General features: G+C 68.2%; 18 protein-coding genes and 1 tRNA gene. 13 read left to right on the top strand and 6 right to left on the bottom strand.

All coding sequences use genetic code 11. The features are described from left to right. Window positions 1–86: 86 nt before the first annotated feature. From KEG57_RS09495 to KEG57_RS55525, 4 genes are read left to right on the top strand one after another with little or no spacing between them, the layout of a single operon-like run. A complete protein-coding gene (locus KEG57_RS09495; protein ID WP_272458384.1) occupies window positions 87–1,472 on the top strand; it encodes a DUF4388 domain-containing protein in 1,386 nt (461 codons plus the stop codon). Between the two features lie 24 nt (window positions 1,473–1,496). Further along, window positions 1,497–1,937 carry a chemotaxis protein CheW gene (locus KEG57_RS55535; RefSeq protein WP_272419331.1) on the top strand — a complete coding sequence of 147 codons (441 nt, stop codon included), beginning with the start codon at window positions 1,497–1,499 and terminating at the stop codon, window positions 1,935–1,937. Continuing rightward, the gene (locus tag KEG57_RS55530) at window positions 1,934–2,758 is read left to right on the top strand and encodes a methyl-accepting chemotaxis protein (protein ID WP_272458383.1); all 825 of its coding nucleotides are present in this window, start codon (window positions 1,934–1,936) and stop codon (window positions 2,756–2,758) included. Before KEG57_RS55535 ends, KEG57_RS55530 begins: the two co-directional genes overlap by 4 nt. Beyond that, window positions 2,755–4,806, top strand: coding sequence for an ATP-binding protein (locus KEG57_RS55525; protein ID WP_272458382.1), 2,052 nt, complete (start codon window positions 2,755–2,757; stop codon window positions 4,804–4,806). Before KEG57_RS55530 ends, KEG57_RS55525 begins: the two co-directional genes overlap by 4 nt. A gap of 29 nt (window positions 4,807–4,835) precedes the next feature. Here KEG57_RS55525 and KEG57_RS09475 read toward each other — a convergent pair. After that, a tRNA-Ser gene (locus KEG57_RS09475) sits at window positions 4,836–4,925 on the bottom strand. Window positions 4,926–5,088: 163 nt separating this feature from the next. Beyond that, window positions 5,089–5,445: a helix-turn-helix transcriptional regulator gene (locus KEG57_RS09470; RefSeq protein ID WP_272419328.1), complete on the bottom strand. Its 357-nt coding sequence runs from the start codon at window positions 5,443–5,445 to the stop codon at window positions 5,089–5,091. Between the two features lie 235 nt (window positions 5,446–5,680). On the opposite strand from KEG57_RS09470, the gene KEG57_RS09465 reads away from it, so the two are divergent. The 4 genes from KEG57_RS09465 to KEG57_RS09450 all read left to right on the top strand — a co-directional run bounded on the left by KEG57_RS09465 (window position 5,681) and on the right by KEG57_RS09450 (window position 11,336). After that, the gene (locus tag KEG57_RS09465) at window positions 5,681–7,033 is read left to right on the top strand and encodes an NAD(P)/FAD-dependent oxidoreductase (protein WP_272419327.1); all 1,353 of its coding nucleotides are present in this window, start codon (window positions 5,681–5,683) and stop codon (window positions 7,031–7,033) included. A 373-nt stretch (window positions 7,034–7,406) separates the two neighbouring features. Further along, window positions 7,407–8,594, top strand: a complete 1,188-nt coding sequence (locus tag KEG57_RS09460) for a thrombospondin type 3 repeat-containing protein (RefSeq protein ID WP_272458381.1) — start codon at window positions 7,407–7,409, stop codon at window positions 8,592–8,594. Between the two features lie 509 nt (window positions 8,595–9,103). Continuing rightward, complete coding sequence (locus KEG57_RS09455; RefSeq protein WP_272458380.1) at window positions 9,104–9,940, top strand: thrombospondin type 3 repeat-containing protein; 837 nt, start codon at window positions 9,104–9,106, stop codon at window positions 9,938–9,940. Between the two features lie 379 nt (window positions 9,941–10,319). Next, window positions 10,320–11,336, top strand: coding sequence for a thrombospondin type 3 repeat-containing protein (locus KEG57_RS09450; RefSeq protein ID WP_272458379.1), 1,017 nt, complete (start codon window positions 10,320–10,322; stop codon window positions 11,334–11,336). 60 nt (window positions 11,337–11,396) lie between these two features. Here the strand turns inward: KEG57_RS09450 and KEG57_RS09445 are convergent, their stop codons facing one another. The 4 genes from KEG57_RS09445 to KEG57_RS09430 all read right to left on the bottom strand — a co-directional run bounded on the left by KEG57_RS09445 (window position 11,397) and on the right by KEG57_RS09430 (window position 15,531). Next, window positions 11,397–11,816 carry an NUDIX domain-containing protein gene (locus tag KEG57_RS09445; RefSeq protein ID WP_272419323.1) on the bottom strand — a complete coding sequence of 140 codons (420 nt, stop codon included), beginning with the start codon at window positions 11,814–11,816 and terminating at the stop codon, window positions 11,397–11,399. A gap of 16 nt (window positions 11,817–11,832) precedes the next feature. Further along, window positions 11,833–12,417 (bottom strand): hypothetical protein, encoded by a 585-nt coding sequence (locus tag KEG57_RS09440; protein WP_272419322.1) that lies wholly within the window; start codon window positions 12,415–12,417, stop codon window positions 11,833–11,835. Between the two features lie 71 nt (window positions 12,418–12,488). Continuing rightward, entirely contained in the window at window positions 12,489–14,387 is a 1,899-nt protein-coding gene (locus KEG57_RS09435) for a PAS domain-containing hybrid sensor histidine kinase/response regulator (RefSeq protein ID WP_272419320.1), read from the bottom strand. Beyond that, a complete protein-coding gene (locus KEG57_RS09430) occupies window positions 14,377–15,531 on the bottom strand; it encodes a hybrid sensor histidine kinase/response regulator (RefSeq protein ID WP_272458378.1) in 1,155 nt (384 codons plus the stop codon). The genes KEG57_RS09435 and KEG57_RS09430 overlap by 11 nt, the downstream gene beginning before the upstream one ends. Window positions 15,532–15,796: 265 nt before the next feature. Here KEG57_RS09430 and KEG57_RS09425 point away from each other — a divergent pair, with 265 nt between their 5' ends. The 5 genes from KEG57_RS09425 (at window position 15,797) to KEG57_RS09405 (ending at window position 23,209) form a co-directional block, all read left to right on the top strand. After that, window positions 15,797–16,936 (top strand): right-handed parallel beta-helix repeat-containing protein, encoded by a 1,140-nt coding sequence (locus tag KEG57_RS09425; protein ID WP_272419318.1) that lies wholly within the window; start codon window positions 15,797–15,799, stop codon window positions 16,934–16,936. A 112-nt stretch (window positions 16,937–17,048) separates the two neighbouring features. Then, window positions 17,049–17,552, top strand: a complete 504-nt coding sequence (locus KEG57_RS09420) for a deoxycytidylate deaminase (protein ID WP_272419317.1) — start codon at window positions 17,049–17,051, stop codon at window positions 17,550–17,552. A gap of 44 nt (window positions 17,553–17,596) precedes the next feature. Continuing rightward, window positions 17,597–18,826 carry a hypothetical protein gene (locus KEG57_RS09415; protein ID WP_272419316.1) on the top strand — a complete coding sequence of 410 codons (1,230 nt, stop codon included), beginning with the start codon at window positions 17,597–17,599 and terminating at the stop codon, window positions 18,824–18,826. A gap of 41 nt (window positions 18,827–18,867) precedes the next feature. After that, window positions 18,868–21,615, top strand: coding sequence for a WD40 repeat domain-containing protein (locus KEG57_RS09410; protein WP_272419315.1), 2,748 nt, complete (start codon window positions 18,868–18,870; stop codon window positions 21,613–21,615). Window positions 21,616–21,703: 88 nt separating this feature from the next. After that, window positions 21,704–23,209: an SWIM zinc finger family protein gene (locus KEG57_RS09405; RefSeq protein ID WP_272419314.1), complete on the top strand. Its 1,506-nt coding sequence runs from the start codon at window positions 21,704–21,706 to the stop codon at window positions 23,207–23,209. The last annotated feature ends 13 nt before the right edge of the window (window positions 23,210–23,222 follow it).

Raw genomic sequence — 23,222 nt, 5'->3', positions numbered from 1 at the left:
CGCCTGACCGCTGGGCAGAGCGGTACGATTTACGGTTTTTCGCTGCGCGAATCTCCGGCAGCCCGAGTTAGGCTTGCGCCGCCCACATGGCAAGCGCGGCGCGTGTCCTAATCATCGACGACAGCCCGACCATCCTGAAGGTCGTCAGCGCCATCCTGGCCCGCAACGGCTACGAGCCCACCACCGCCCGCGACGGCGTGGCGGGGCTCGAGCTCATCCGCAAAGGCCCGAAGTTCGACCTCGTCCTGCTCGACTTCGTGATGCCGCGGATGAACGGCTACCAGTTCTGCCGCGAGCTTCGTTCGGACGCGACGCACCGCACCTTGCCCGTCGTGCTGATGAGCGCGAAGGGCGACAAGATCCGCGGCACCTTCGTCCAACAAACGGGCGCGGTCGACGCGATCACGAAGCCGTTCGACGCGCGTGCGCTCGTCACCGTGGTCGAGGGCGCGCTCGCCAAGACCGCCGAGGGCCGCTCGCCGCGCCCCGTCCCCGAGGGCCAGAAGATGCCCGAGGAGGAGCCTCTGCCGGCCGAGAGCATGCGCCCGAGCATGCACATCCGGCACGCGCGGCAGCGCGCCAGCGTCGAGTTCGCCCAGCAGGTCGCGAACGCCGTCGTCCCCGCGATCCTCGCCATCTCGCCGCAGGACCGCGCGAGCGAGGCCGCGGTCATGGCCGCCGTCGCGCGCGCCATGACGCCCGACATCCTCGCCACCCTATCGCTCACGGTGAAGGACCTCGACCCGGGCGACGGCGTCCGCGAGGCGATGAGCGGCGACCTCTCGGTCGTGGCGCTCGCCGAGATCCTCCAGGTGCTCGGCATGCAGCGCCAAACGGGCGTCCTGCACGTCACGAACAACCGCACCTCGATCACGATCTCCATGCGGCAGGGGCAGATCGACTTCGTGCAGTCGCGCGGCGCGACCGAAGAGTACCGCCTCGGCCGGTACTTCCTCGAGAAAGGCGCGCTCACGCGTGACCAGCTCGACGCGCTGCTCGCCGATCTGCGCGGCTCGAACAAGCTGCTCGGCGAGGAGGTCGTGGCCCGCGGCATCGTCACGCGCGAGGAGCTCGTCGACATCCTGACGAAGCAATCGAGCGAGCTCATCTACGACATGCTCCGCTGGCCGTACGGGCGCTTCTCCTTCACGAAGGAGCCGTTCCGCCCCGAGGCCGACATGGCGAAGCTCACCCTCGGCGTGAGCGCGCTCGTGCTCGAAGGCTTCCGCCGCGTCGACGAGTGGCGGCTCATGGAGGGCACGATCCACTTCGATCAAGTGCTCGTGATCGATCAGTTTGCCCTCGAAGGACTCTCGCCCGGCCAGCTCGCGCGGCCCGAGCGGCTCGTGCTCGACGCGGTGAACGGGCAGCGCACCGTGAGCGAGGTCGTCAAGGAGAGCACCGTCGGCTCGTTCGACGCGGTGAAGATCATCTACCAGTTCTTGCAGTCGCGCGTCCTTCGCACGAGGTAGACGCGCGGCAGGGGAGAGAGACGTGTGCGACGCGGAGGCGTGCTCGTGAGGGTCTCGGTCGCGAAGGATGGGCGCTTCGTGCTCGTGCCGGCGGAGGTCGTGCGCGGCGTCTTCGTGCTCCCCTCGATCACGCCCGTCGAGGGCCTACGCAAGCCCGCCGCGGGCGTCGCGCTCGCGAACGGCGAGGTCGTCACGGTCCTCTGCATCGACGAAGAAGGGCTCTCGCCGTCGGCGCAGAACGAACGCACCACGGCCGTCCTCTGCGACCTCGGCGGCGAGCCCGTCGCGATCGTGGGACGCGCCATCGAGTCGTCGGGGCTCTACGAAGAAGCACGCACCGGGTTCGTGCGTGCAGGCGAGACGGACGCCGCGATCCTCGACGTCGCGGCCCTCCGTCGCGAGGCCGAGGAGGCGATCTGGACGGCGCGCACCGCGGTGCTCCGCTCGCCGGAGGCCGCGTCGTGAGCGCGCCGCGCAGGCGCAGGTGGATCGACGTGCTCCGGCGCGCAGCCGAGCCCGCGAGCGCGCCCGAGGCATCGGCGGACATCGACACGGCGCTCTGGTCGGCGCACGGCGAGGCGCAACGCGCAGTGACCGAGGCCGCCGAGGGTACGCCGCGCCTGATGGAAGCCGTCACGCGGCAACGCGCCTCGATCGAGGGCGTCTCCGAGCGCGCCGGCGCGATGGCCGCACACGCCGAAGGCCTCACGCTCGCGGCCACGCGCGTCGCCGACCTCTTCGAGCGCCTCAGCGTGGTCGCGCTCAACGCGGGCCTCGAAGGCGCGCGCACCCCCGAGCCCCAAGGCAAGGCGCTGCTCCTGCTCTCCGAGGAGATCCGTACGCACGCCGTGCGCGGCGCCGACGCCACGCGCGACCTCGTCGCGGTCGTCGAGGAGATGGCCGCCGAGACGAGCCTCATCCGCGGCGAGCTCGCGAACGTCCTCGTGGCCGCCGACGAGACCGGCGGATCCGCGCGCGCGCTCGGCGACGCGGCCGGACGCGCGGGTCTCGCGCTCGCCGACGTCGAGCGTCACCTGCGGCGCGCCACCGGCATCGATCCCGAGGTCGCGCGGGCCGTCACGCTCGCGGCCGAACATGCGCGCGGCCTGCTCTCTGCGCTCTCCACGCTCCGCGCCACGACCCCTGCGCGCCCGCTCCTGCTCGGCGCGCTTCGCCCCGTGCTCGCGCCTCTCTCGTGCCTGCTCGGCGAGCTCGGGGACGAAGGTCGCACAGGGGAAGCCTCGCCCGGATCGCCGCAGGGCGACGACGGTGGGGCCTCGCCGTGACGGCGGATCGCGAGCTCACCCGTCTTCTCTTCGAAGAGATCCAGCGCCACGCCCCTCTGCTCGAAGGCGACGCGCTCGATGACGCCCCGCGCCGCGCGATTCACGCGCTGAAAGGCTCGGCCGGCGTCGCCGGCGAGCGTGCGCTCTTCGAATCGCTCGCGCGGATCGAGCGGCGCCTCGTCGACGGCGACACGACGGCCCTCGTCGATGCGCGCGCCGTCCTCTCCATCGCGGGCGAAGCTCTCGCCGCGGGCCGCGCCATCCCCGCGCCCGCCTGGCCCGAGCCGCCGTGGGATCTCCGCGGCCGCCCTGCGCCGCCCGAAAAACGCGCGCGTTACGCGGCGGAGATGACCGATCGCCTCGCGCGCGTCGACGAGCTCCTCTCCGGCGAGCTCCCCGAGCCCCGCATCATCGCCGGCATCTTCCGCGAGGTGCACGCCATGAAGGCGGCCGCGCTCGCGGCCGGTGACGACGCCACCGCGTGGTTCTGCCACGGCCTCGAAGATCGCGCGCGCGACGCGAACCGCAGCGACGTCGAGGCGCGCCGTGCCATCGCCGAAATCGCGCGCTGGCGGGGCCTGCTCGGCGAGCTCGTCGCCGCGCCCGATCGCGCTGTCGAGGTCCTCCGCCGCCTCGCGTACGGCGCTCGTTCGAGCACGCAACCTCCGCCCTCCTACAGCTCTCCCGAGCCGGCCCCGCACAGCGCCCCTGAGCCCTCGCTCGATCCTCACGCTGCGCGCCTCTCCGGCGAAACCCTCCGCGTCTCCACCGCGGCTCTCGATCGCCTCCTCGATCGTGTCCGCTCCCTCGAACGCGCCGAATCCGCCATCGCTGCGGCCGGCCGCGAGCTCGGCGTCCTCGCCACCCGCGCCCGTCGTGTCCGCAGCTCGCTCGCGGAGACCCGCGGCCCGCACGACGCCTTCCCTCGCCGCGAAAGACGCCTCCGCAAGGCCACCGCCGCCGTCGCGGCCCTCTCCGACGCCCTCGACGCCGAGGCCGCCACGCTCCTCGGCATCGCCGAGCGCTCGCGCTTCGAGGCGGCGTCCGCGCACGCCGACATCGCGCTCATGCGCACCACGCCCGTCGCCACCCTCTTCGATCGTGTCGTCTCCGCGGCGATCGCGCAGGCGCGCAGGCTCGGTCGTGACGTCCGCGTCCTCGCGCGTGGCGGCGAGACCCTCGTCGATCGCCGCGTCGCCGAGGGCCTCTTCGACCCGCTCCTGCAGCTCGTCCAGAACTCCATCGTCCACGGCATCGAGCCCGAGACCACGCGCGCGCACCTCGGCAAACCTCTCGCCGGCCGCGTCGAAATCTCCGCCGAGCAACGCGGCGCCTCGCTCCGCATCGTCGTGCGTGACGACGGCTCTGGCGTCGACATCGAGCGTGTCCGCTCGCGCGCCGTCACGCGTGGCGCCATCGCGTCAGCGCGTGCTGTCTCGGCCGATCACAAAGCGCTCCTCGGCCTCCTCTTCGTCCCGGGCTTCACCTTGCGCGAGAACGTCGACCTCCTCGCGGGCCGTGGCCTTGGCCTTGGCCTCGTGCGTGAGTCCGTGCGGCGCCTTGGCGGCACCGTGCGCCTCGCGAGCCGCCCTTCCGAGGGCCTCACGGCTACCCTCGACGTCCCGCTCGAACGAGGCCTCGTGCGTGTCCTCTGGGTCCGCGCGGGCGAGGCCGTTTATGCGATCCCTGCGCGCCTCGTCCGCCGCATCTCCTTCGGCGTCGACCTCCCGAACACGCTCGCCTTCCCCCTCGCGGCGTGCGTGCGTGGCCTCGGCGCCCTCGAGACCGGCGAAGCGCTCGGCCCCGACGATGGACCTTCCTACCTCCTCGAGCTTGATCCGGGCCGCGAGGACGAACCTTCCTTCTTCATCTCGGTCACGTCCGTCGGCGAGATCGAGGACGCCTCGCTGCATCCGGCGCCGCCGCTCGTGGCGCTCGCGGGCCCGTACAACGGCGCGATCGTGCGTGGCGACGCCGTGCGCTTGTGCCTCGACGTCCACGCGCTGGCGGAGCTCGTGTACCTGATCCAGGGACGGCGCGCGCCCTGACGCGCTCTTCGTTCCTGTTCGTTCGTGGCTGGCGGAGAGAGAGGGATTCGAACCCTCGGATCAGTTTCCCGATCGCACGCTTAGCAAGCGTGTGCCTTAAGCCACTCGGCCATCTCTCCAGCCTCCAGACGACGTGCCCATCGGCCGCGACCGTTTGGTCGGACGGCCTTGGACGCGCGCCCAAAGCGCCACCGAGGTAGCACGGCTCCTCGTCCCGAGCCAACCCCAAACGGGCAGGGCCCTGCGTTTCCGGTGCTTTTTGTCCTGGATGGGGTTTCCCGGTCAGCGCGCGGCCCTCGGCGCCCGGCCGCGGAGGATCAACGTGAGGAGCGACTTGACGTCGCGGTGCGCCTCGATCGGGTGCCGCAGCGGCTTGTCGGGATGCACCTCGTACAAATTCCGCCGCCCCACCCGCGATCGCGTCACGAACCCCTCTCCTTCCAGGTCCGTCACGATCCGCTGCACCGCGCGCTCCGTGATCCCCACCCGTTCGGCCACGTCGCGCAGCCGCACCTCGGGATCCTCGGCCAGACAGAACAGCACGTGCGCGTGGTTCGTCAGGAACGTCCACCCCGAAGGCTCTTCGGACGAGGCCGCGCGGCGACGCGAAGGCCGCGCCCTCGCCGTGCCCCCCGACACGCGACGTTCGTTTCGTGTTTTCTTGATCATGCACGATCGGGCGCTCGCGAGCGGGCGCGCCGCCCCCCAAGAGGGAAATGGTAAGTCATGAATCGGGACGACGCCCATCACCTCCGCGCGCGACGCGTACCCTCTCGCCTTCACGTGTCCCCTTCCCTACGGAGCCGTCGAAAAGACTTCCGTTTCGCGGCGTGCCCGGGGTCTACTCGAACCCGGGCCGCCTGGGAGGTGCCGCATGGCCGATCGCAAGGACATGCCTCATGTGGTGATCGTCGGGGGAGGATTCGGCGGGCTCAACGCCGCCATGTCGCTCGCGGGCGCGCCCGTCCGCGTCACGCTCGTCGACCGCACGAACCACCACCTCTTCCAGCCCTTGCTCTACCAGGTCGCGACCGCGGGCCTCTCGCCGGCCGACATCGCCGTCCCCATCCGCTCGGTCTTCTCTCGCCAGCGGAACGTGCGCGTCCTGCTCGCCGAGGCGACCGGCATAGACCTCCCGGGCAAGCGGCTTTTGCTCGACAAGGGCGAGCTCCGCTACGATTACCTCGTCCTCGCCGTCGGCGCGACGCACAACTTCTTTGGCCACGACGAGTGGGGCACGCACGCGCTCGGCTTGAAAACCCTCGACGAGGCGCTGCGCATTCGCGAGCGCATGCTCCTCGCCTTCGAGGGCGCCGAACGCACGACCGACCCCGAGGCGCGCAAACGTCTACTCACCTTCGTCGTCATTGGCGGCGGCCCCACCGGCGTTGAAATGGCCGGCGCCTTCTCCGAGCTCGCGACGCACGTCCTCTCCAAGGATTTTCGCGCCATCGACCCGTCGTCGACCCGTGTCGTCCTCGTCGAGGCTGGCCCGCGCATTCTCGCCGCGTTCCCCGAGGACCTCGGAAAACGCGCCGAGGCCCAGCTCGCCTCCCTCGGCGTCGCCGTCGAAAAAGGGAGACCCGTCGCGCGCATCGATGACAATGGCATTGCGTTCGGGGATGGCGAGCGCATCGACGCGGCCACCGTCGTCTGGGCTGCGGGGGTCCGCGGCACCAAGCTCTCGCGCGCGCTCGGCATCGAGCTCGATCGCGGCGGCCGGGTCAAGGTCGGCGCGGATTGCGCTGTCCCTGGCCACCCCGAGGTCTTCGCGATTGGCGACATGGCCGCTTGTCGCGACAAGAACGGCGTCGACGTCCCCGGCCTCTGCCCTGCGGCCATTCAGCAGGGCAAATACGTCGCGCGCGCGATTCGCGCCGAGCTCCGGGGAAAACCGCGCGAGCCTTTTGCCTACCTCGACAAGGGCACGATGGCCACGGTCGGCCGCAAGCGCGCCATTGCGATGATGGGAAAACTCGAGCTCGCGGGCTTCCTCGCCTGGCTCGCGTGGATGGCCGTCCACGTCTTCTTCCTGATCGGCTTCAAGAACCGCTTCCTCGTCATGTTCAACTGGATCTGGCAATATTTCACGTGGAAGCGCGGCGCGCGGCTCATCACCACGCATACGGGCGTCGAGCCGAAACTCCTGCTCGCCGCCGCGCCCGACGGGCCTGTGCCTTCCTTGCGCACGGCCGACTCCGCCTCCTCCTCGACGCCGCATTCCTGAAGACACGTCCTGGGCGTAGAATCACGCTCCCCTCCCCTCCTTTCGCGCCGCCGCCAGGTCTCCAGGTCTCCTCGTCGCCTGGATATTCGCCGCAATGACGCGGCCTTGCTCATCGCGGAATCGGCTTGAAAGCCAAACTTCCCCGGCTAGATAGTATCGGTATGAATTGACGCGGGGGCAGGTGGCCCGGTGCGTCGCGGACACGCGTGTGCTCCCGCATCGGCGCGCGCGTGGCCGAGCCTCTCCATCGATCGCGAAGGGCCGCGCGAGCTTCCGCGTCGCTTACCGCTCGTGCATCGGAGCGCGCCGTCGCATACGGCGCGACTCCGTCCCGCCCATGGCAATCGCCCCACGGAAGCGAGGGATACTTTCCATGAATCCAAGGAATGGCTTCAAGTATGCGACGGGCCTCGTCTCGGTGATGATCCTCGCCGGCTGCATGGATTTCGGCCACGGCGAGGACGTGGAGACTTCCCGGGACAACCTCGTCGCGCCGCCCGTGACTTGCCCCGATCGCGATTTCGATGGAATCTGCGACGGCGTCGACAACTGTCCCGATCACGAGAACCCGGATCAGAAGGACAGCGACGGCAACGGCGTCGGCGACGTCTGCGATTGTCCGGACATCGATGGCGATTTCATCTGCAACGCCGTCGACAACTGCCCCGCCTGGAAAAACCCCGACCAGAAGGACACCGACGGCGACGGCATTGGTGACGTCTGCGACGCGGCGTGTCCCGACATTGACGGCGATAAGATCTGCAACGAGGACGACAACTGCCCGGCGTGGGGCAATCCCGACCAGAAGGACACCGACGGCGACGGCATTGGTGACGTCTGCGAATGCGCCGACGCCGACAAGGACACGATTTGCGACCCGGACGACAACTGCCCCCACCACGCGAATCTGGGCCAGGAAGACGTGGACCACGACGGCCTCGGCGACGCCTGTGACGCCTGCGCCGACGCGGACGTCGATTCCCTCTGCGACTACCAGGACAACTGCCCGGGCGTCTTCAACCCCGATCAACTCGACAGCGATGGCGACGGGCTCGGCGACGCCTGCGACGCGCCTCCGCCGCCGCCTCCGCCGCCGCCTCCGCCGCCGCCTCCGCCGCCTCCGCCGCCGCCTCCGCCTCCGCCGCCGCCTCCGCCGCCTCCACCGCCGCCCCCGCCTCCTTGCTCGGACATCGACGACGACGGCATCTGCGACCTCGAGGACGCTTGCCCGGAGAACCCGAGCCCCACGTGCGAATGCGTCGACAAGGACCGGGACTACATCTGCGACCAGGACGACTTCTGCAAGTTCACGGTCATCCCGGAGGTGTCCGTGCCGGCCATCTCGCTCTGGTACAACCGCTATGCTCTCGTCGACGGTGACCCCATCTTCGACACGGGCGGCATGAAGGGCCAGCCGGCGCCGCGCATTTACACGCTCGAGGACACGCGCGGCTGTTCCTGCGAGCAGATCATTCAAGCGCTCGGCCTCGGCCAGGGGATGATCAACCACGGCTGCAGCATCACCACGATGGAATTCTGGATTTCCCAAGTGAACAAGTAATCGCTGCAATGCCCCGCGCGCTCGCCTGGTCACTCCAGTGACCACCCCTCGCTCCATATCGCGGGCCCCCTTCCCGATCCTCCAGACAATCACCAAAGCACCGGGAAAAACTCCGGCGTTCCCGACGACCGCGGCTTTTCGCCGACGGAGCGGGTTCGTCGCGACTTTGCGCTCTGGTTCGGGTGATCCGTCAATCCAGCGGCGTGTTCCCTCCTCGCCTCGACCTCCCGATTTCTCCTTGATGACCGCCGATCCGTGGTGAATAGTGCGGCACGAATTCGGCGCGGGAGCGGTGCTCCTGATTGTTCCGGTCTCCGTGCGGGTGGGGAAAGCCGCGCATGGAGGGGGTTCTGCCGCCACCGTCCCCACGCGTCGTGCGTTCCGCCCATGAGCATCGGGGGGAACAGCGCAATGGCGATGTCGAGGGTCGAGCGGACGCCTTCATCCGAAGCGAGGCGCCGGGCTCGGCCATGAGCGTTCCTGTACGAACAAGAGGGGTGTGTCTCAACATGAAACGAACCAATGGCTTCCACTACGTGACTGCTTTCTTCGCCACGCTCGTCGCCGTAGGCTGCATGGATTCTTCGCGTCGCGAGGACGAAATCGTCGAGACCGCGGAGGAGCAGCTCATCGCAGGTTGCGCGGACAACGACAATGACGGCGTCTGCAACTCCGATGACAACTGCCGGAACGACTACAATGAGGATCAGGCGGACGCCGACAACGACGGCGTCGGCAACGCCTGCGACAACTGTCGGAACACGGCGAACTCCGGCCAGGCGGACGACGACAACGATGGCGTCGGGAACGCGTGTGAAATCGTCTCCTGCGCAGACTCGGATAAAGACGGCGTATGCAATAACGTCGACAACTGTCCCAACGACCCGAACCCCGGGCAGGGGGACAAGGATGGCGACGGCAGAGGCGACGTCTGCGACAACTGTCCGAACGACCCGAACCCCGGTCAAACGGATTCGGACGGCGACGGCAAGGGGGACGCGTGCGACGTTGTCGGCGGCGGCGGCAGCGGTCCCTGCAAGGACGAAGACCACGACACGATCTGCAACGACGACGACAGATGTGACAACACGGACAAGGAGCTCGACACGGCGCCCGGCGGCCTCAAGCCGAATCACGCCATCTTCACGGGGAAGAGCGGTACGGCATTCGACGTCGGCAAACTGGGGAACGGCGACGACTCCAAGTTCTCGTTCACCTTGGAGGACACCGCTGGGTGTACCTGCAAGCAGATCCGCGATGAGCTCGGCATCAACGGCAAAGGCCTCGACAAATTCGGCTGCCCCCCCGGCGTCATGCAGCACTGGATCAATCTCGTGAACAAGTGATTGGCCGATAACGCGGCCACCGCCTCCGCCGACAAACTGCCGCCACGGCGAGCGGTCGCCCTCATCGTCCCGCGATTCGACGAATCAATGGGAATCGTCCAGCGTCCCCCTCCAGGAAATCCCTCCATCGAGAAGGGCTTCCCCTCCCTCGCCTTCACCTCTCGAATTCACCTTGATGGTCACCCCGTCGTGGTGAATAGTGTCCGCACGAATTCGACGCGGGTCGGGTCCTTCACAATGCCCGGCCCTCGTGTGGGCAACGAATGCCGCACACGGAGGGGTTTTGCCGTCACCGGACCTGCGCTGCGCGTCTGTCCCGTGCGTCGGGGCAAACAGCGCACTTGCATGTCGATTTCGCACAAAGAGGGGTGTGTTTCGCATGAAACGAAAGAATGCCTTCTACTCCTTGACCGCCGTCTTGACGACGCTCATCGCAGTGGGCTGCATGGAAGCCGCGACCCCCGAGGACGAGGAGCAGGAGCTCGGGACGGCCGAGAGTCGTCTGGATTGCGTGGACGCCGACTACGATTACGTGTGCGATGCTTACGACAACTGCCCTTCCAAGGCGAACCCTTACCAGGAAGACGCCGATTACGACAAGGTCGGCGACGTCTGCGACAACTGCAAGGACAAGCCGAACCCCTACCAGGAAGACGCTGATTACGACAAGGTCGGCGACGTCTGCGACAACTGCAAGGACAAGCCGAACCCTTACCAGGAAGACGCCGATTACGACAAGGTCGGCGACGTCTGCGACAACTGCAAGGACAAGCCGAACCCCTACCAGGAAGACGCTGATTACGACAAGGTCGGCGACGTCTGCGACAACTGCAAGGACAAGCCGAACCCCTACCAGGAAGACGCTGATTACGACAAGGTCGGCGACGTCTGCGACAACTGCAAGGACAAGCCGAACTCCTACCAGGAAGACGCTGATTACGACAAGGTCGGCGACGTCTGCGACAACTGCAAGGACAAGCCGAACTCCTACCAGGAAGACGCTGATTACGACAAGGTCGGCGACGTCTGCGACAACTGCGTCTACGTGGCGAACCCCGCCCAGAAGGACGCAGACTACGACGGCATGGGGAACGCCTGCGAGTACGATTGCACGGGCGACAGCGATTACGACGGCGTCTGCGACAACGTCGACGAGTGCAAGTACTCGACGTACGACGATGCCACCGAGGGCCTGAACCCGAATCACTCCATCTGGGAAGGCGGCGCGTCGTTCACGGTCGGCGAGTCGAAGAGCCCCAAGCTCTCCTTCACCATGAAGGACACCGCTGGCTGCTCCTGCACGCAGATCATCCAGGAGCTCAGCCTCGGCGCCGGCCACAAGAAGCACGGCTGCAGCCCGAGCGCCATGAAGGACTGGATCCAGTCCGTGTACTGACGCTCCCCCCTTTCCACCGAACCGACGCGCGGGGCGCGCAATCGCCGCCCCGCGCGCCTTTCACCCGCGCGCCCGCGCCGCGAGCGCGATCCGCCCGAGCTGGGCCACGTTCGGCGGCCCGCCGACGTCGTTGAAATGCGTCACCCAGCGCCACTCCTCGAATTCGTCGTTCGGCTGCACGACGTCGGTGTCCACATCGGCGACGAACACGAAATTGAGGTGAATCCCCTTGCTCCCGGCCGGGTGCTCCTCGTACCCGATGAACCCGGGCGGCGTCCCGTCGATATCGCTCACCACGGGGAACCGACCGACGAGCCCCGTCTCTTCCCGCAGCTCGCGCGCGGCCGCTTCGAGCGGCGACTCGTCCGGCAGCATCTCCCCGCCCGGCGGCAGCCAGATGCCGAGCCGCCGATGACGAATCAAGAGAATGCGCCCTTCATATCGCGGATACACGGCAACGGAAAATGCGCGGCGGGTCATCGTTTCGTCCTCCCCTTCACTTTCCGTGCACGACCGTCGCGGCGCAATGCCCTTCGAGCACGGGTTTTCCCCCGGAGAGCGCTCGCTCGACGCACGCCTTCACCTTGGGGCTCCCTGCCGCCTGCACATCGGTCACCTTCCCGCCGCGCGCCTTCCACACCACGCGCGTCTCCGTCCCGGCCGGCGCGCATGCGTCGAGCGCCTTTTTTTGCGGCGACATCCACGCCGTCACCAGCACCGCCCCGAGCAGCGCCATTCCGCCGCCCTCGGTCTTGCACTGAATGTCCTTCGCCATGAGCCCGTCCGCCTCGAGCTGCCCGATCGACAGATTCGCGCCCGGCACGTCCGACGCCGCCGTCGCGGGTTTGTCCTCGCTCGTCGCGGACGGCTTGGGGCTCTTCGTGTCCTCGCTCGCCGCAGGACCCTCCCCGGGCTCCGGCCCGTGATCGGCCTCGGGCGGCGGGGGCGGCGCTTCCTCGCGCTCCGCGGCGCCGCTCGATGGCGGCATCTCCGGCGGCGGGGACGATGCGCTCTCGCCGCCACAGGCGGGGAGCAGGCAAGCAGCGACGACCAAAACGATCCTGGAGGCGCGAATGTTCATGCGTGCGTCCGCAGCCTACCAGCCGGGGCCCTCCTCGGGCCATCCCCTCCTTTTGCCGTGGATCCTCCCGATCACGCCCGCGGCCTCGCCACGAGTTCCGACAGCGCCCCTTCGAGCTCCTCGATCTTCACCGGCTTCGTCAGGTACCGGGAAAAACCCGCCTGCTCGGCGCGCCTGAGATCTCGCTCCATCGCCGACGCGCTCAGCGCGACCACCGGGATCGCGCGTGTCTCGGGCGAGCTCTTCAGGTGCTCGATCGCCTCGAACCCGTTCATCCCGGGCAGGTTGATGTCGAGCACCACGATGTCGGGCCGATGCGCGCGGGCGAGCTCGATCCCGATCTCCGCCGTCGGCGCCGTCAGGAGCTCGAACGACTCCAGCGTCGCGAGCAGCTCCTGCATCAGCGCGAGGTTCGCGGGGTTGTCCTCGATGTAGAGCGCCTTGTATCTGCGCCCCTCGGACGATGCGAGCTCACGGTGCGCGGGCGTGCGCGGCACGGACGACACGCGCTCCTCGGGCGTGATCGCGGCCGCGGGAAACTCCACCCAGAACTCCGAACCTTTGTCCATCGTGCTGTGCACCCCGACCCGACCGCCCATCAGCTCGACGAGCCGCTTCACGATCGCGAGCCCGATCCCCGTCCCCTCGATCGAACCTGTCTCCTGCCCGAGCCGATGGAACGGCTGAAACAGCTCGGCCTGCCGCTCCGCGGGGATCCCGATGCCCGTGTCCGACACCGTCACGCGCACCTCGCCGGACGCCGTCACGCTCGCGACGAACGACACCTGTCCGCCCGCGCGGTTGTACTTGATCGCGTTCGATCCGAGGTTCAGGAGGATCTGGGAAAACCTCGTCCGATCCACGCAGATCTGCGGCAGATCGGGCGGCAGCGGCATGAGCGCGAGCGTCACGCCGCGGCTCTGCGCCATCGGGTCGAGCGTCACGGACACCTCGCGCAGCACCGCCTCGACGTCCACGGGCTCGACCGAGATCGGCACGTGACCGGATTCGATCCGCGCGAGATCGAGCACCTCGTCGATCAGCCGCAAGAGATGCTCGCCGCCGCGCAGCACGTGCTTCAGGTACCCGAGCTGCCGCGCCGTGAGCTGTGGGCTCTTGTCGCGCCCGAGGAGCTGCGCGAAGCCCAGGATCGCGTTGAGCGGCGTGCGCAGCTCGTGGCTCATCGACGACAAGAACTCGCTCTTCGCCTTGTTCGCCGCGTCGGCGATGCGCTTCGCCTCGGCGAGCTCGGACTCGGCGCGTTTCCTCGCCGAGAGGTCGAGGATGACCGCGCGGCTGCGCACGAAGCGCCCCGAGGCGTCCTTGATCGCCGTCGAGCTCAGCAGCCCCGGGAACGTCGAGCCGTCCTTGCGCCGGAACGTGAACTCGATGTCCCGCGCCGAGCCGCGCTCCTTGAACACCGGAAACGCCTCGAGGAACAGCGCGTACGACTCGCTCGTGATCACGTCCTTGAACGAGAGCACGCCCTCGACCTCGTCCCGCGTGTACCCCATCCACGTGAGCCACGTCGTGTTCACCCTCAGGATGCGCCCGCCCTCGTCGAGCGACTGCAGCGCATACGGCGCCTGCTCGTAAAAACTCGCGGCGTCGCGCAGATCGCCCTCCAGATGCGCCGCCCGCGAGACCGGCGTCGCGGTCGCGACGAACCGGAGCTCGCCGGCCTCGTCACGCACGGGGAACACCGCGCCACGAAGCCACGAAAGGCCTCCGCTCGGATCCTTGCGCGCGATGGCCCCGGTCCACGTCCCGCCGGCGCGCAGCGTCGGCCAGAGCTCGTCCATCATGCCGCCTTCCCCGGCGAACAGCGCTTCGAGCGACTCTCCGACGAGCGCGTTGCTCATCACCTCGGACGAACGTTCGCTCGCGTAGAGCACCACGCCGCGCGCGTCCGCGACGAGCAGTACCGCGCTCTGCCGGAGCACGCGGGCGAGCAGCGCGTCAACGTCCATGAGGCAACTGGAAGCAGAAGACCGTGCCTTGCGCGGAAGGATCGATCCAGATCGACCCGCCGTGCGCCTCCACCGCGAGCCGACAGAACGCGAGCCCGAGCCCACGACCCAGGCGCGAATCGCTCGCCGTATGCGCGTCGAGCTGCACGTACCGATCGAAGATCCGCTCGCGCATCGACTCCGGAATCCCTGGCCCCGTATCGGCCACACGCACGACCACGAACGGCCCCTCGCCGGCTGACACGTCGATCGAGACCGGCGCGCCGCGCGGCGCGTAGCGGAGCGCGTTGTCGATCAGGTTCTCGAAGACGCGGCGCACGAGATCGGCATCGGCCTCGATCGCGGGCAGCCCACTCGCCACCTGCACGAGGATCCGCTGGTCGCGCTCGGCGGCTCGCACGCCGGCCGCGTTCGCCACCGCGACGGCCATCGCACCGACGTCGACGGAGCTCCGGCGCAGAGCGAGCTTGCCGTCGTCGGCCTTGCCGATATCGAGCAGGTTCAGCACGAGCCGCTTCATCATCTGCACCTCGCGCATGATCCACACCGCGCTCTCCTTCGCGTCCTCGGACAGCGACGCGTCGCGCGTGAGAAGCTGCGCGTGCAGCTCGATCGAGCTCACGGGGTTCTTGAGGTCGTGCACGACGAACGACACGAGCTGCTCCTTCTGGAGCTGCAGCCGCACGAGGTCGTCGCGTTGCTTTCGGATCACGCGGAAGTGATCGTGCAGCTCCACGCTGAGCCGCCGGATGCGGAGCAGCGTCTGCACGCGCGAGAGCAGCTCCGCGGGGCGCACCGGCTTCGTGAGAAAATCGTCGGCGCCGGCGCGGCTCGCGCGGTCGAACGTCTCGAGGTCTCGGAGGGCCGTCAAAAACACGACGGGCGTCTCCGTCCCGCGCGGCAGGGCGCGCAGCCGCGCGCACGTCGCGAACCCGTCGAGCCCGGGCATACGTATGTCGAGCAGCACGAGATCGGGCGCTTCGCGGACGAACACTTCGAGCGCCTGCTCCCCCGTCGTCGCGATCACGACATCGTAGCCCTCGAGGCGCAGCGTCTCCTCGGCCAGGACGCGGTTCGGCTCGTTGTCGTCCACGACGAGCACTTTCGGGGGCGGCGGCTCATGCATGTATCGAAAAATACGCACGGGTCCGGGGTCCGGGTCAAGCGAGCATTCATTGGATCATGCACACGAAGCATCCGTCCATGGTGCAGGAATATGCCAGGATCAGCCTTGTGTCCCGCGTCTCCGAATGCGCGTCCTTCCCCGGCGCGCTTGCCAAACGGCAAACCATCCAATGCCTCACGGCCGGCAATCGCCGCGCGCGGCCTGCGACGAGCACGCTTCTGCTCGATGCAAAGTGGTTCCCGCCTGCCACGCCTCCAGGTAAGCTCTTCGCTGGAGAACCTTCATGATTGTTAAAAACTTGCGCACTTCCTCGCCGTTCCGTTCGTTCCTTTCGGGCTCGGGTGTCCTCTCCTTGGCGGCCGTCTTGATCGCGCTCCCCGTCGTTTCCGCGTGTGGAGACGGCTCGAGTGGGCCAGGCGGCGCGGGTGCCGCCGGGGGTTCGGGCGGCGCGGGCGGCACCGGCGGCACGGGCGGCGCGGGTGGCGCGGGCGGCGCGGGCGGCGGCCCGCCGGCCGATCCTTGTGACTGGCCGCATGACACCGAGGTCAACGTCGCCGACGCGGCGGCTTTGACGGACGCGCTCTCCAAGGCCGCGCCCGGCCAGCTCATCCGCCTCGCGGCGGGCACCTATGCCGATACGTTCGACCTGGAGATGGTGAGCGGCACCGCGGACAAACCCATCATCGTATGCGGCCCGCGCGACGCGATCCTCGACACGAGCGCCATGCCCGCGAACACCGGCCTGCGCTTGCTCCAGGTGAATTACTGGGTCGTCTCGGGCATCACGATCACGGGCGGCCGCAAGGGCATTTACGTCGACGGATCGAGCGACAACATCCTCTCGAACCTCTTCGTGCACGACGTCGGCGAAATGGCCATTCAGCTTCGCAATGGGGCCAGCCGCAACACGATCGAGTACTCCGAGATCACGAACACGGGCCTCGCCGTGCCGGATTCGGCCGAGGGCATTTACGTGGGCAGCGACGACAGCGCCTGGCCGTCTCCGGACATGCCGGATGCCTGCGACGGCACGAAGATCCTCTCGAACAAGTTCGGCCCCGGCATCAAAACCGAGCACGTCGACCTGAAGGAAGGCACGCAGGGCGGCGAGGTCCGTGGAAATACCTTCAATGGCGAGGGCCTCACGGCCGACGGCTCGGAGGACGCGTGGGTGGCCGTCACGGGCAACAAGTACCTCTTCGCGGAAAACACCGGCGACAAGACCCCGAAGGACGGCTTCGTCGTGCGCCAGGCGACGATGGGCTGGGGCAACGACAACGTCTTCGAGAAGAACACGGCCAATGGCATCACCAACCCGAACCTCGGCATCAACGTCGGCCCCGGTACGACGGGCACGATCGTGAAATGCGACAACAAGGTCACCGGCACGGGCATGCTTTCGAACGTCGAATGCACGAATTGAGGCGCGCGGCGCCCATTTCGACGCCCCTCTCGGGCCCGGCTCGCTGGATCGCTCGCGGCGGGATCGTCCTTGCGCCGATCGAGCGGGCCGGGTAAAACCCTCGCCTCCCGTCATGAAGGCGAAACACCTGCGCATCCGGATCGAGCAATGCTTGGCCCTCGCCAAGGCGTCGAACTGCCCCCGCCGCAAGTTCGGCGCCCTCCTGCTCGACCCCGACCGCAACGTCATCCTCATGGACGGCTACAACGGCGGCCCCCGCGGCGGCGGCGACCTCTGCGGGGGCGACGTCTGCCTGCGGGACACCATGCAGATCCCGAGCGGCACGCGCATGGAGGTCGGCTGTCATCACGCCGAGATGAACGTCGTCTGCAACGCGGCCGCGAGCGGCGTGGCCACGCGGGGCGCGTGGATCATCGTCACGGGCGAGCCGTGTATCCTGTGCGCCAAGCTCATCCACCACGCGGGCATCACGAAGGTCATCGTGGTGGCCGAGGGATATGCGGGCGAAAACGGCGTGGAGTATTTGACCCGGCACGGCATCCTCGTGGAAACGACGGAAGGCCCGAAAGATCCGCGCCTCTTGGGCGTCGCGGGGAACGAGGGCGGCCCCGCTTGACGGGCCGTTGACGACCGTACGGCCCGGGCTCTATCGTTTCCTCGATGGTCCCGGACGACTTCGACAAGGCCGCCGCCGACGCCAAAATCGCGACGATCGAGCGCCTGCTCGCGGGCCACACCGATCGGACCGAAGAGGCCCGGATCCTCGACCTCCTCCGCGGCGCCCGCCCCCGCGAGCTCGACCATCTCCTCGGGCGCCTGCCGCTCAAACGGCTCTTTTCCAGCATCGACGACCGCGTCGTTGGTCCGGACAACCGCACCCCCCTTTTCCGACTTCTCTGCGAAGAGCGGCTCGCCGATCTCTCCATCCCCACGCGCGCCGCACTCGTCTTCGCGCTCCAGCGGGGCCGTACGGGCAGCGCCGACGAAGCAGCCATCGGAACCATCCTCCTCGGCACCCGCGGCGCGGAGCTCACCGCGCTGAAAAACGCCATCGACGACGGCGGCGATTACCGCGATCTCCAGCAACTCATCTATCGCGACCTCGACGACGACCTCCTCCGCGAGCGGCTCCTCGAGCATTTCCGCGTCGCCGCCGTACCGCGCGCCGATTTGAAGGTCCTCTCGGACATCGACGACACGCTGTACCCGAACTGGAAAGACACTCGTTATCCCCGCACGAAAGAGCCGCGCCCCTACCCCGGCGTGCGCGCCTTCTACCACGAGCTCGACCTCGCCTTCGCCCCGCAGGACGGTCTCGGCGACCTCACGTTCCTCACGGCCCGCCCCGGCGACCGCGCCGGCCTCGGCGAAGGCATCACGCGCAAGCACCTCACCGCGCTCGGCCTCCCTTATGCCAAGGTCCTCACCGGCGATTTCGGCCACATCGCCACGCACGACCTCATGGCCGACAAGAAATACGGGAGCTTCATCGAATACCGCAAGCTCTTCCCCGAATACACGTTCGTCTTCTGCGGCGACAGCGGCCAGGGCGACGCCATCGCCGGCGCCCGCATGATGGAGCACCCCGGCGGCGGCATGCGCGCCGTATTCATTCACGACGTCGTGAACACGAATGCCGAAGGCCGCGCGGCGTGGCGCGCGAAGGGCGTCGCCTTCAATGACACCTACATCGGCCACGCGCTCGACGCGCACCTCGTCGGCCTCCTCAGCCTCGCCGCGCTCCGCCGCGTCGCCGACGCCGCACTCCGGGATCTCCGCGACGTCCCCTTTGACGACCTCACCCAGCGCGAGGCCCGCTGGACCGAATTCCGCCGCGACATCGAGCGCGTGAACGTGCTCTTGTCGGAGGACACGCGCCTCTCCCTCTAGCCGCATTGCGAGCCGCGGATCCGACGTGATACCGTCCACGCATGTTTGCCCGCTCGCTCCGTTTCCTTGGGGTTCTTCCTGCCGCACCCCTCCTCGGGCTCCTCGCCTGCGGAAGCGCGCCGCCGCAACCCCCGCCCGCGCCGCCATCGCCCGTCGCCAAGCCCGCCCCGAGCCCGCCGCCTCCGGCGAACCCTTGCGAGGTCGCGGACGCGCTGCGAAAGAAGGTCCCCGCGCTGCTGGGCAAAGGAAAGCTCGACCGCGCTCTGCGCGTGTTCGCGCGCGTGCGTGAGCTCTGCCCGAGCGCGGCCCCGGAGGTGCTGGCCGAGGATCTGGCGACGAGCGCCGAGCTCGCCGTCGAGCTGTACGATTATTCGTACACATACGACCTCACGAACAAGCTGCTCCGCATGCCCGGCGCGAGCGACGCCATGAAAAAACGCGCGGAGTCGGCCCACGCGGCGGCCGAGAAGGGCGACAAGAAGCTCGAGAACCTGCTCGCGCCGAACATCACGAAGGTGACGCTTCCGCTCGTCGAGCAGGCCGACGCGCTCGCGGCCAAGGGCGACGAAGCCTCGCTCCGCGCCGCCCGCGTGGCGTATCTCGGCGCCTTCGCGGCGCACCCGAATGGCCAGGCCCTGCTCGGCGCGGCCCTCGTGACGCGCAGGCTCGGCGACGCGGCCGAGGCCCAGAAGCTCTTCGATCGCGCCTTCGGGCTGCTCTACAAGACCGAACGACGACTGCCCTTGGTCGTCCTGCCAAACCGCGACCTCACGGTGAGCTCGCTCGACTGGTCGAGCGACGGCCGGTTCCTCGCGCTCTCGCAAGGGCCGGCTGGCGGCGACATCGAGGTCTCCCTCTTCGAGGCGGAGACGGGTCGCGAGTATGTTCACCTCTACGTGCCCTGGATCTCGGGGAACGATCCGATCGCTCTGTCGAGCGACGCCAAGCTCCTCGGCGTGAAGACCTCTTCGAATGGTTTTTTCCTGGACCTCTCGTCGCGGCTCCTCGTGCGCGAGCTGCAGAACCTCCCCACCGTCGACGGCACCGCATTTTCTCCCGACCTCATGCGCCTCGTCGCGCTCCAGAACGAGAACTCGTTCATCCACGACGTCAGCGCGCCGTATTCTTCACGGATCCCGATCAAGGGGGGTTTGCCCTACGAGGACGAAGACGAGCCGGCGTGGCCCGTCAGCGCGACGTTCTCGCCGGACGGCAAGACGCTCGCCATTCCCTTCACCGACGACAAGGTCCGCCTCTGGGAAATCGAAAAGCGCCGCGTGACCGCGACCCTCGGGGGGAAAGGTGGGCCGATCTGGCAGACGGCCTTCTCGCGTGATGGGAAGACCTTCGCCGTCGCCACCGACAAGGGCGGCGTGCAGATCTGGGACCCGCGTAGCGGGGCCCTGAAAAAGACGATCCAGGTCGACGCGGAGGACCCCGCCCATACGATCGCCCTCTCGCCGGATGGCTCCCTCCTCGCCGCGGACAACCTCGCCGGCATCTCCGTGTGGGATGCAAAAACCGGGTCTGTCCGGACGAAGCTCGAAGAGATCGTCTATTTCGGCGATGTCGCCTTCTCGCCGGACGGCCGCCGCCTCGCGGTCGACTGCAGTCCCGGCCCGGTCTGCGTGGTCGACGCGACGAGCGGCGCCCTCGTGAAGCGGATCGGCCTGCAGGACCCGGGCATCAGCTCTTTTGCAATCTCCCCCGACGGGAAAACCCTCGCCGCGCTGCCGTGGGACGGCATGCTGCGGATGCTCGACCTCGAAAAGGGAACGCTGCACCGCACCTCGTCGGTCTCCGACGACCAAGGCAACATCGCATTTTCGGGAGACGGCAAGCTCCTCGGCGGGGCTGGCCATGGAATGCGCGTCTGGAACGCGCAGACGGGCGCCACGGTCCGCGCGGAAAAACTCAAAGACCCCGCCCAGGCCTTCGCCCTTTCGCCCGATGGCTCGTGGGCCGCCGTCGACATGGGCGACGCGATCCTCCTCTTCTCGCTCACGACGACGAACGCGCCGGCGCGCCCTCTCCTCGGGCATACGGGCGCGATCCAGGACCTCGCGTTTTCACCCGATGGAAAATACCTCGCCTCCGGATCGAGCGACAAAACCGTGCGACTCTGGGACGTCGCCGCGGGCGCCGAAAAGCTCCGCTTGCCGGGGCACACCGACGCCGTAACCGCGGTCGTGTTCTCCCCCGATGGAAAACTCCTCGCCTCGGGCTCAGAAGACAAGAGCGCGCGGGTATGGGACACGGCGACGGGTGCGTCGCGCCAAACGTTCGCCGACACGAAGCCCGGCACCACGAGGTCCATCGAGGACCTCGCGTTTTCCCCCGACGGAAAGCTTCTCGCCGTGGGCGGGCTCGACAACCCCCTCCGGCTCTGGAACGTCGCGACCGGCGAGGCGCACCTCATGCAAAATCTGACGTCGAACCTCTTTTCGCTGGCCTTCACGCCCGACGGCCAATGGCTCGTCACGGGCTGGAGCGACGGCACGCTGCACTTCCAGAGCCCCACGGGCAAGGGCCCGACCGCCTCGATTCATTTCCTCGACAAAGAGGACGCCGCCCACGTGCTCGACGGCGCAGGCCACGTCGATCTGCTCGGCAAAAACCCCTGCGCCGCCCGCGCCCGCCTCCAGTGCCGCGCCGGCCGCTTCGGAATGCCGTTCGACCTCTGCGAGGAGCGCGCCTTCACGAGCGGCCTGCTCGCCACGATCCTCGCCGGAAAGCCCGCCGGAGACGACCCCGCGCACGAGGACGTTCCCCCGCGTTGCGCCCCCTGAACCGGTTCGTCCTGGCCCGGACTTTTCCTGTCACACCTCTCCAAACTCCCCCTCCCCACGTCGGCGTCCTTCTGGTACGGTCCGATGCATGGCTGTGGTCGTCACCGAGCAATCGATCGCCGAGTGGGCGCCGAACGAGAAGGTGCTCCTCGACGCGAAGTCGCTCTTGCGGAAAGGCGCGCTGAAGAAGCTCGCCAAGAACGACGATGGGACCCTCGCCTTCGGCCACTGCGACGGCTCTGGCAGCTCGCCTTATGCGGTCTCCATGGACCTCGCGACCGGAACGGACAAACCCACCGTCCGCTGCACCTGCCCTTCGCGCCTCTTCCCTTGCAAGCACGGCGTCGCGCTCCTGCTCGCATACGCGCAAAAAGGCGCGCTCTTCCCCGTCGAGGAGCCGCCGAAGGACCTCGTCCAGAAACGCGAAAAGCAGGCCCAGAAAGCCGCCGCCGAAAAGAAGCCGGCCGCGGCGGCCGCGGCCCCGCGCGTCAACAAGACCGCGCTCGCCAAGAAGGCCAAGGAGCAAAGCGACGCCCTCGATACCCTGGAGACGTTCCTCGTCGACCTCGTCTCGGGCGGCCTCGGCGGCCTCTCCGGAAAGAGCATCGAGGCGATCGAGCACCAGGCGAAGCGCATGGCCGACGCGGACATGAAGCGCACGGCCGGTGTGCTCACGCGCCTCGCGTCGTACGTGTCCGGCGAATGGCTCGGCGACGAGGACGACGACGACGCCCCCGGCGTGCGGGACGTGGCGCGGGGCCTCGGCGAGGCGCAGGAGGCGCGCATCGCGTTCACGCTCACGCAACTTTACACCACGGTTCGCCGCGGGAAAAAGGCGCTCGAGGGCAAATTCGTCGAGGAGGGCACGACGCAGAGCGAGGCCGACGCGCAGCTCGAATCGATCCTCGGCAAGGCCTGGCGATTGCCCGAGCTCCGGGAAGCCGGCTACTGGGTCAAGAATCGAAGGTTCTTGGAGCTCGCGCACGAGCGCTCCGACGACGAAATCACCCAGTTTGCCACGGCGATCGGTTTTCTGGTCGACCTCGACGACGGCTCGGTCGTCTGCGAGGTGACCTCGCTCCCGTTTCACACCCTGCCCTTCACGAAGCTCCGGTCCTCGCGCCTGGGCACGCTCGAAATCGCGGACGCTGCGCTGTATCCGGGCGACCTCGTCAATCGCCGCGTCCGCTGGGACGAAAAGACCGAAGGCGTGATCCGCGAGCGGCCGCGCGAGGCGGCCGATTACGAGGCCGTGCACCGTCACGGAAAACCCCTCGACCCGGTGCTGCGGGCGATGCGCAATCAGCTCAAGAACCCGCTTCACCCGCTCGACGCGGTGTTCCTGGTCGCGGCGAAGAAATTCGGCGACGTGGCGGGCGAGCTCGTGGTCGAGGACGAGGCGGGCATGCGGCTCGTCCTCCGCAACATGAACGACGGCAGGCTCCCGAGCACCGACGCGCTCCGCCACGCGGCGGCGGCGTTCGGCCCGGGAACGCTCGCGGTCCGCCTTTATTACGACCTCCTCAGGCGCGCCATCTACGGCGATCCGCTCGCGCTCTTCGTGGGCGACGAACACCTGCGCCTCCGCGCTTGATCGAAGAGGAAGC

The sequence above is a fragment of the Polyangium jinanense genome (genome assembly GCF_028435365.1).
Note: the sequence above shows the minus strand (reverse complement) of the source record. Positions and strands in the feature narration are given on the sequence as shown.

Coding starts and splice junctions, on each gene's coding strand:
- KEG57_RS09495 (WP_272458384.1), top strand. CDS start 87: ATGGCAAGCGCGGCGCGTGTCCTAATCATCGACGACAGCCCGACCATC.
- KEG57_RS09465 (WP_272419327.1), top strand. CDS start 5,681: ATGGCCGATCGCAAGGACATGCCTCATGTGGTGATCGTCGGGGGAGGA.
- KEG57_RS09460 (WP_272458381.1), top strand. CDS start 7,407: ATGAATCCAAGGAATGGCTTCAAGTATGCGACGGGCCTCGTCTCGGTG.
- KEG57_RS09455 (WP_272458380.1), top strand. CDS start 9,104: ATGAAACGAACCAATGGCTTCCACTACGTGACTGCTTTCTTCGCCACG.
- KEG57_RS09450 (WP_272458379.1), top strand. CDS start 10,320: ATGAAACGAAAGAATGCCTTCTACTCCTTGACCGCCGTCTTGACGACG.
- KEG57_RS09445 (WP_272419323.1), bottom strand. CDS start 11,816: ATGACCCGCCGCGCATTTTCCGTTGCCGTGTATCCGCGATATGAAGGG.
- KEG57_RS09440 (WP_272419322.1), bottom strand. CDS start 12,417: ATGAACATTCGCGCCTCCAGGATCGTTTTGGTCGTCGCTGCTTGCCTG.
- KEG57_RS09435 (WP_272419320.1), bottom strand. CDS start 14,387: ATGGACGTTGACGCGCTGCTCGCCCGCGTGCTCCGGCAGAGCGCGGTA.
- KEG57_RS09425 (WP_272419318.1), top strand. CDS start 15,797: ATGATTGTTAAAAACTTGCGCACTTCCTCGCCGTTCCGTTCGTTCCTT.
- KEG57_RS09420 (WP_272419317.1), top strand. CDS start 17,049: ATGAAGGCGAAACACCTGCGCATCCGGATCGAGCAATGCTTGGCCCTC.
- KEG57_RS09415 (WP_272419316.1), top strand. CDS start 17,597: ATGGTCCCGGACGACTTCGACAAGGCCGCCGCCGACGCCAAAATCGCG.
- KEG57_RS09410 (WP_272419315.1), top strand. CDS start 18,868: ATGTTTGCCCGCTCGCTCCGTTTCCTTGGGGTTCTTCCTGCCGCACCC.
- KEG57_RS09405 (WP_272419314.1), top strand. CDS start 21,704: ATGGCTGTGGTCGTCACCGAGCAATCGATCGCCGAGTGGGCGCCGAAC.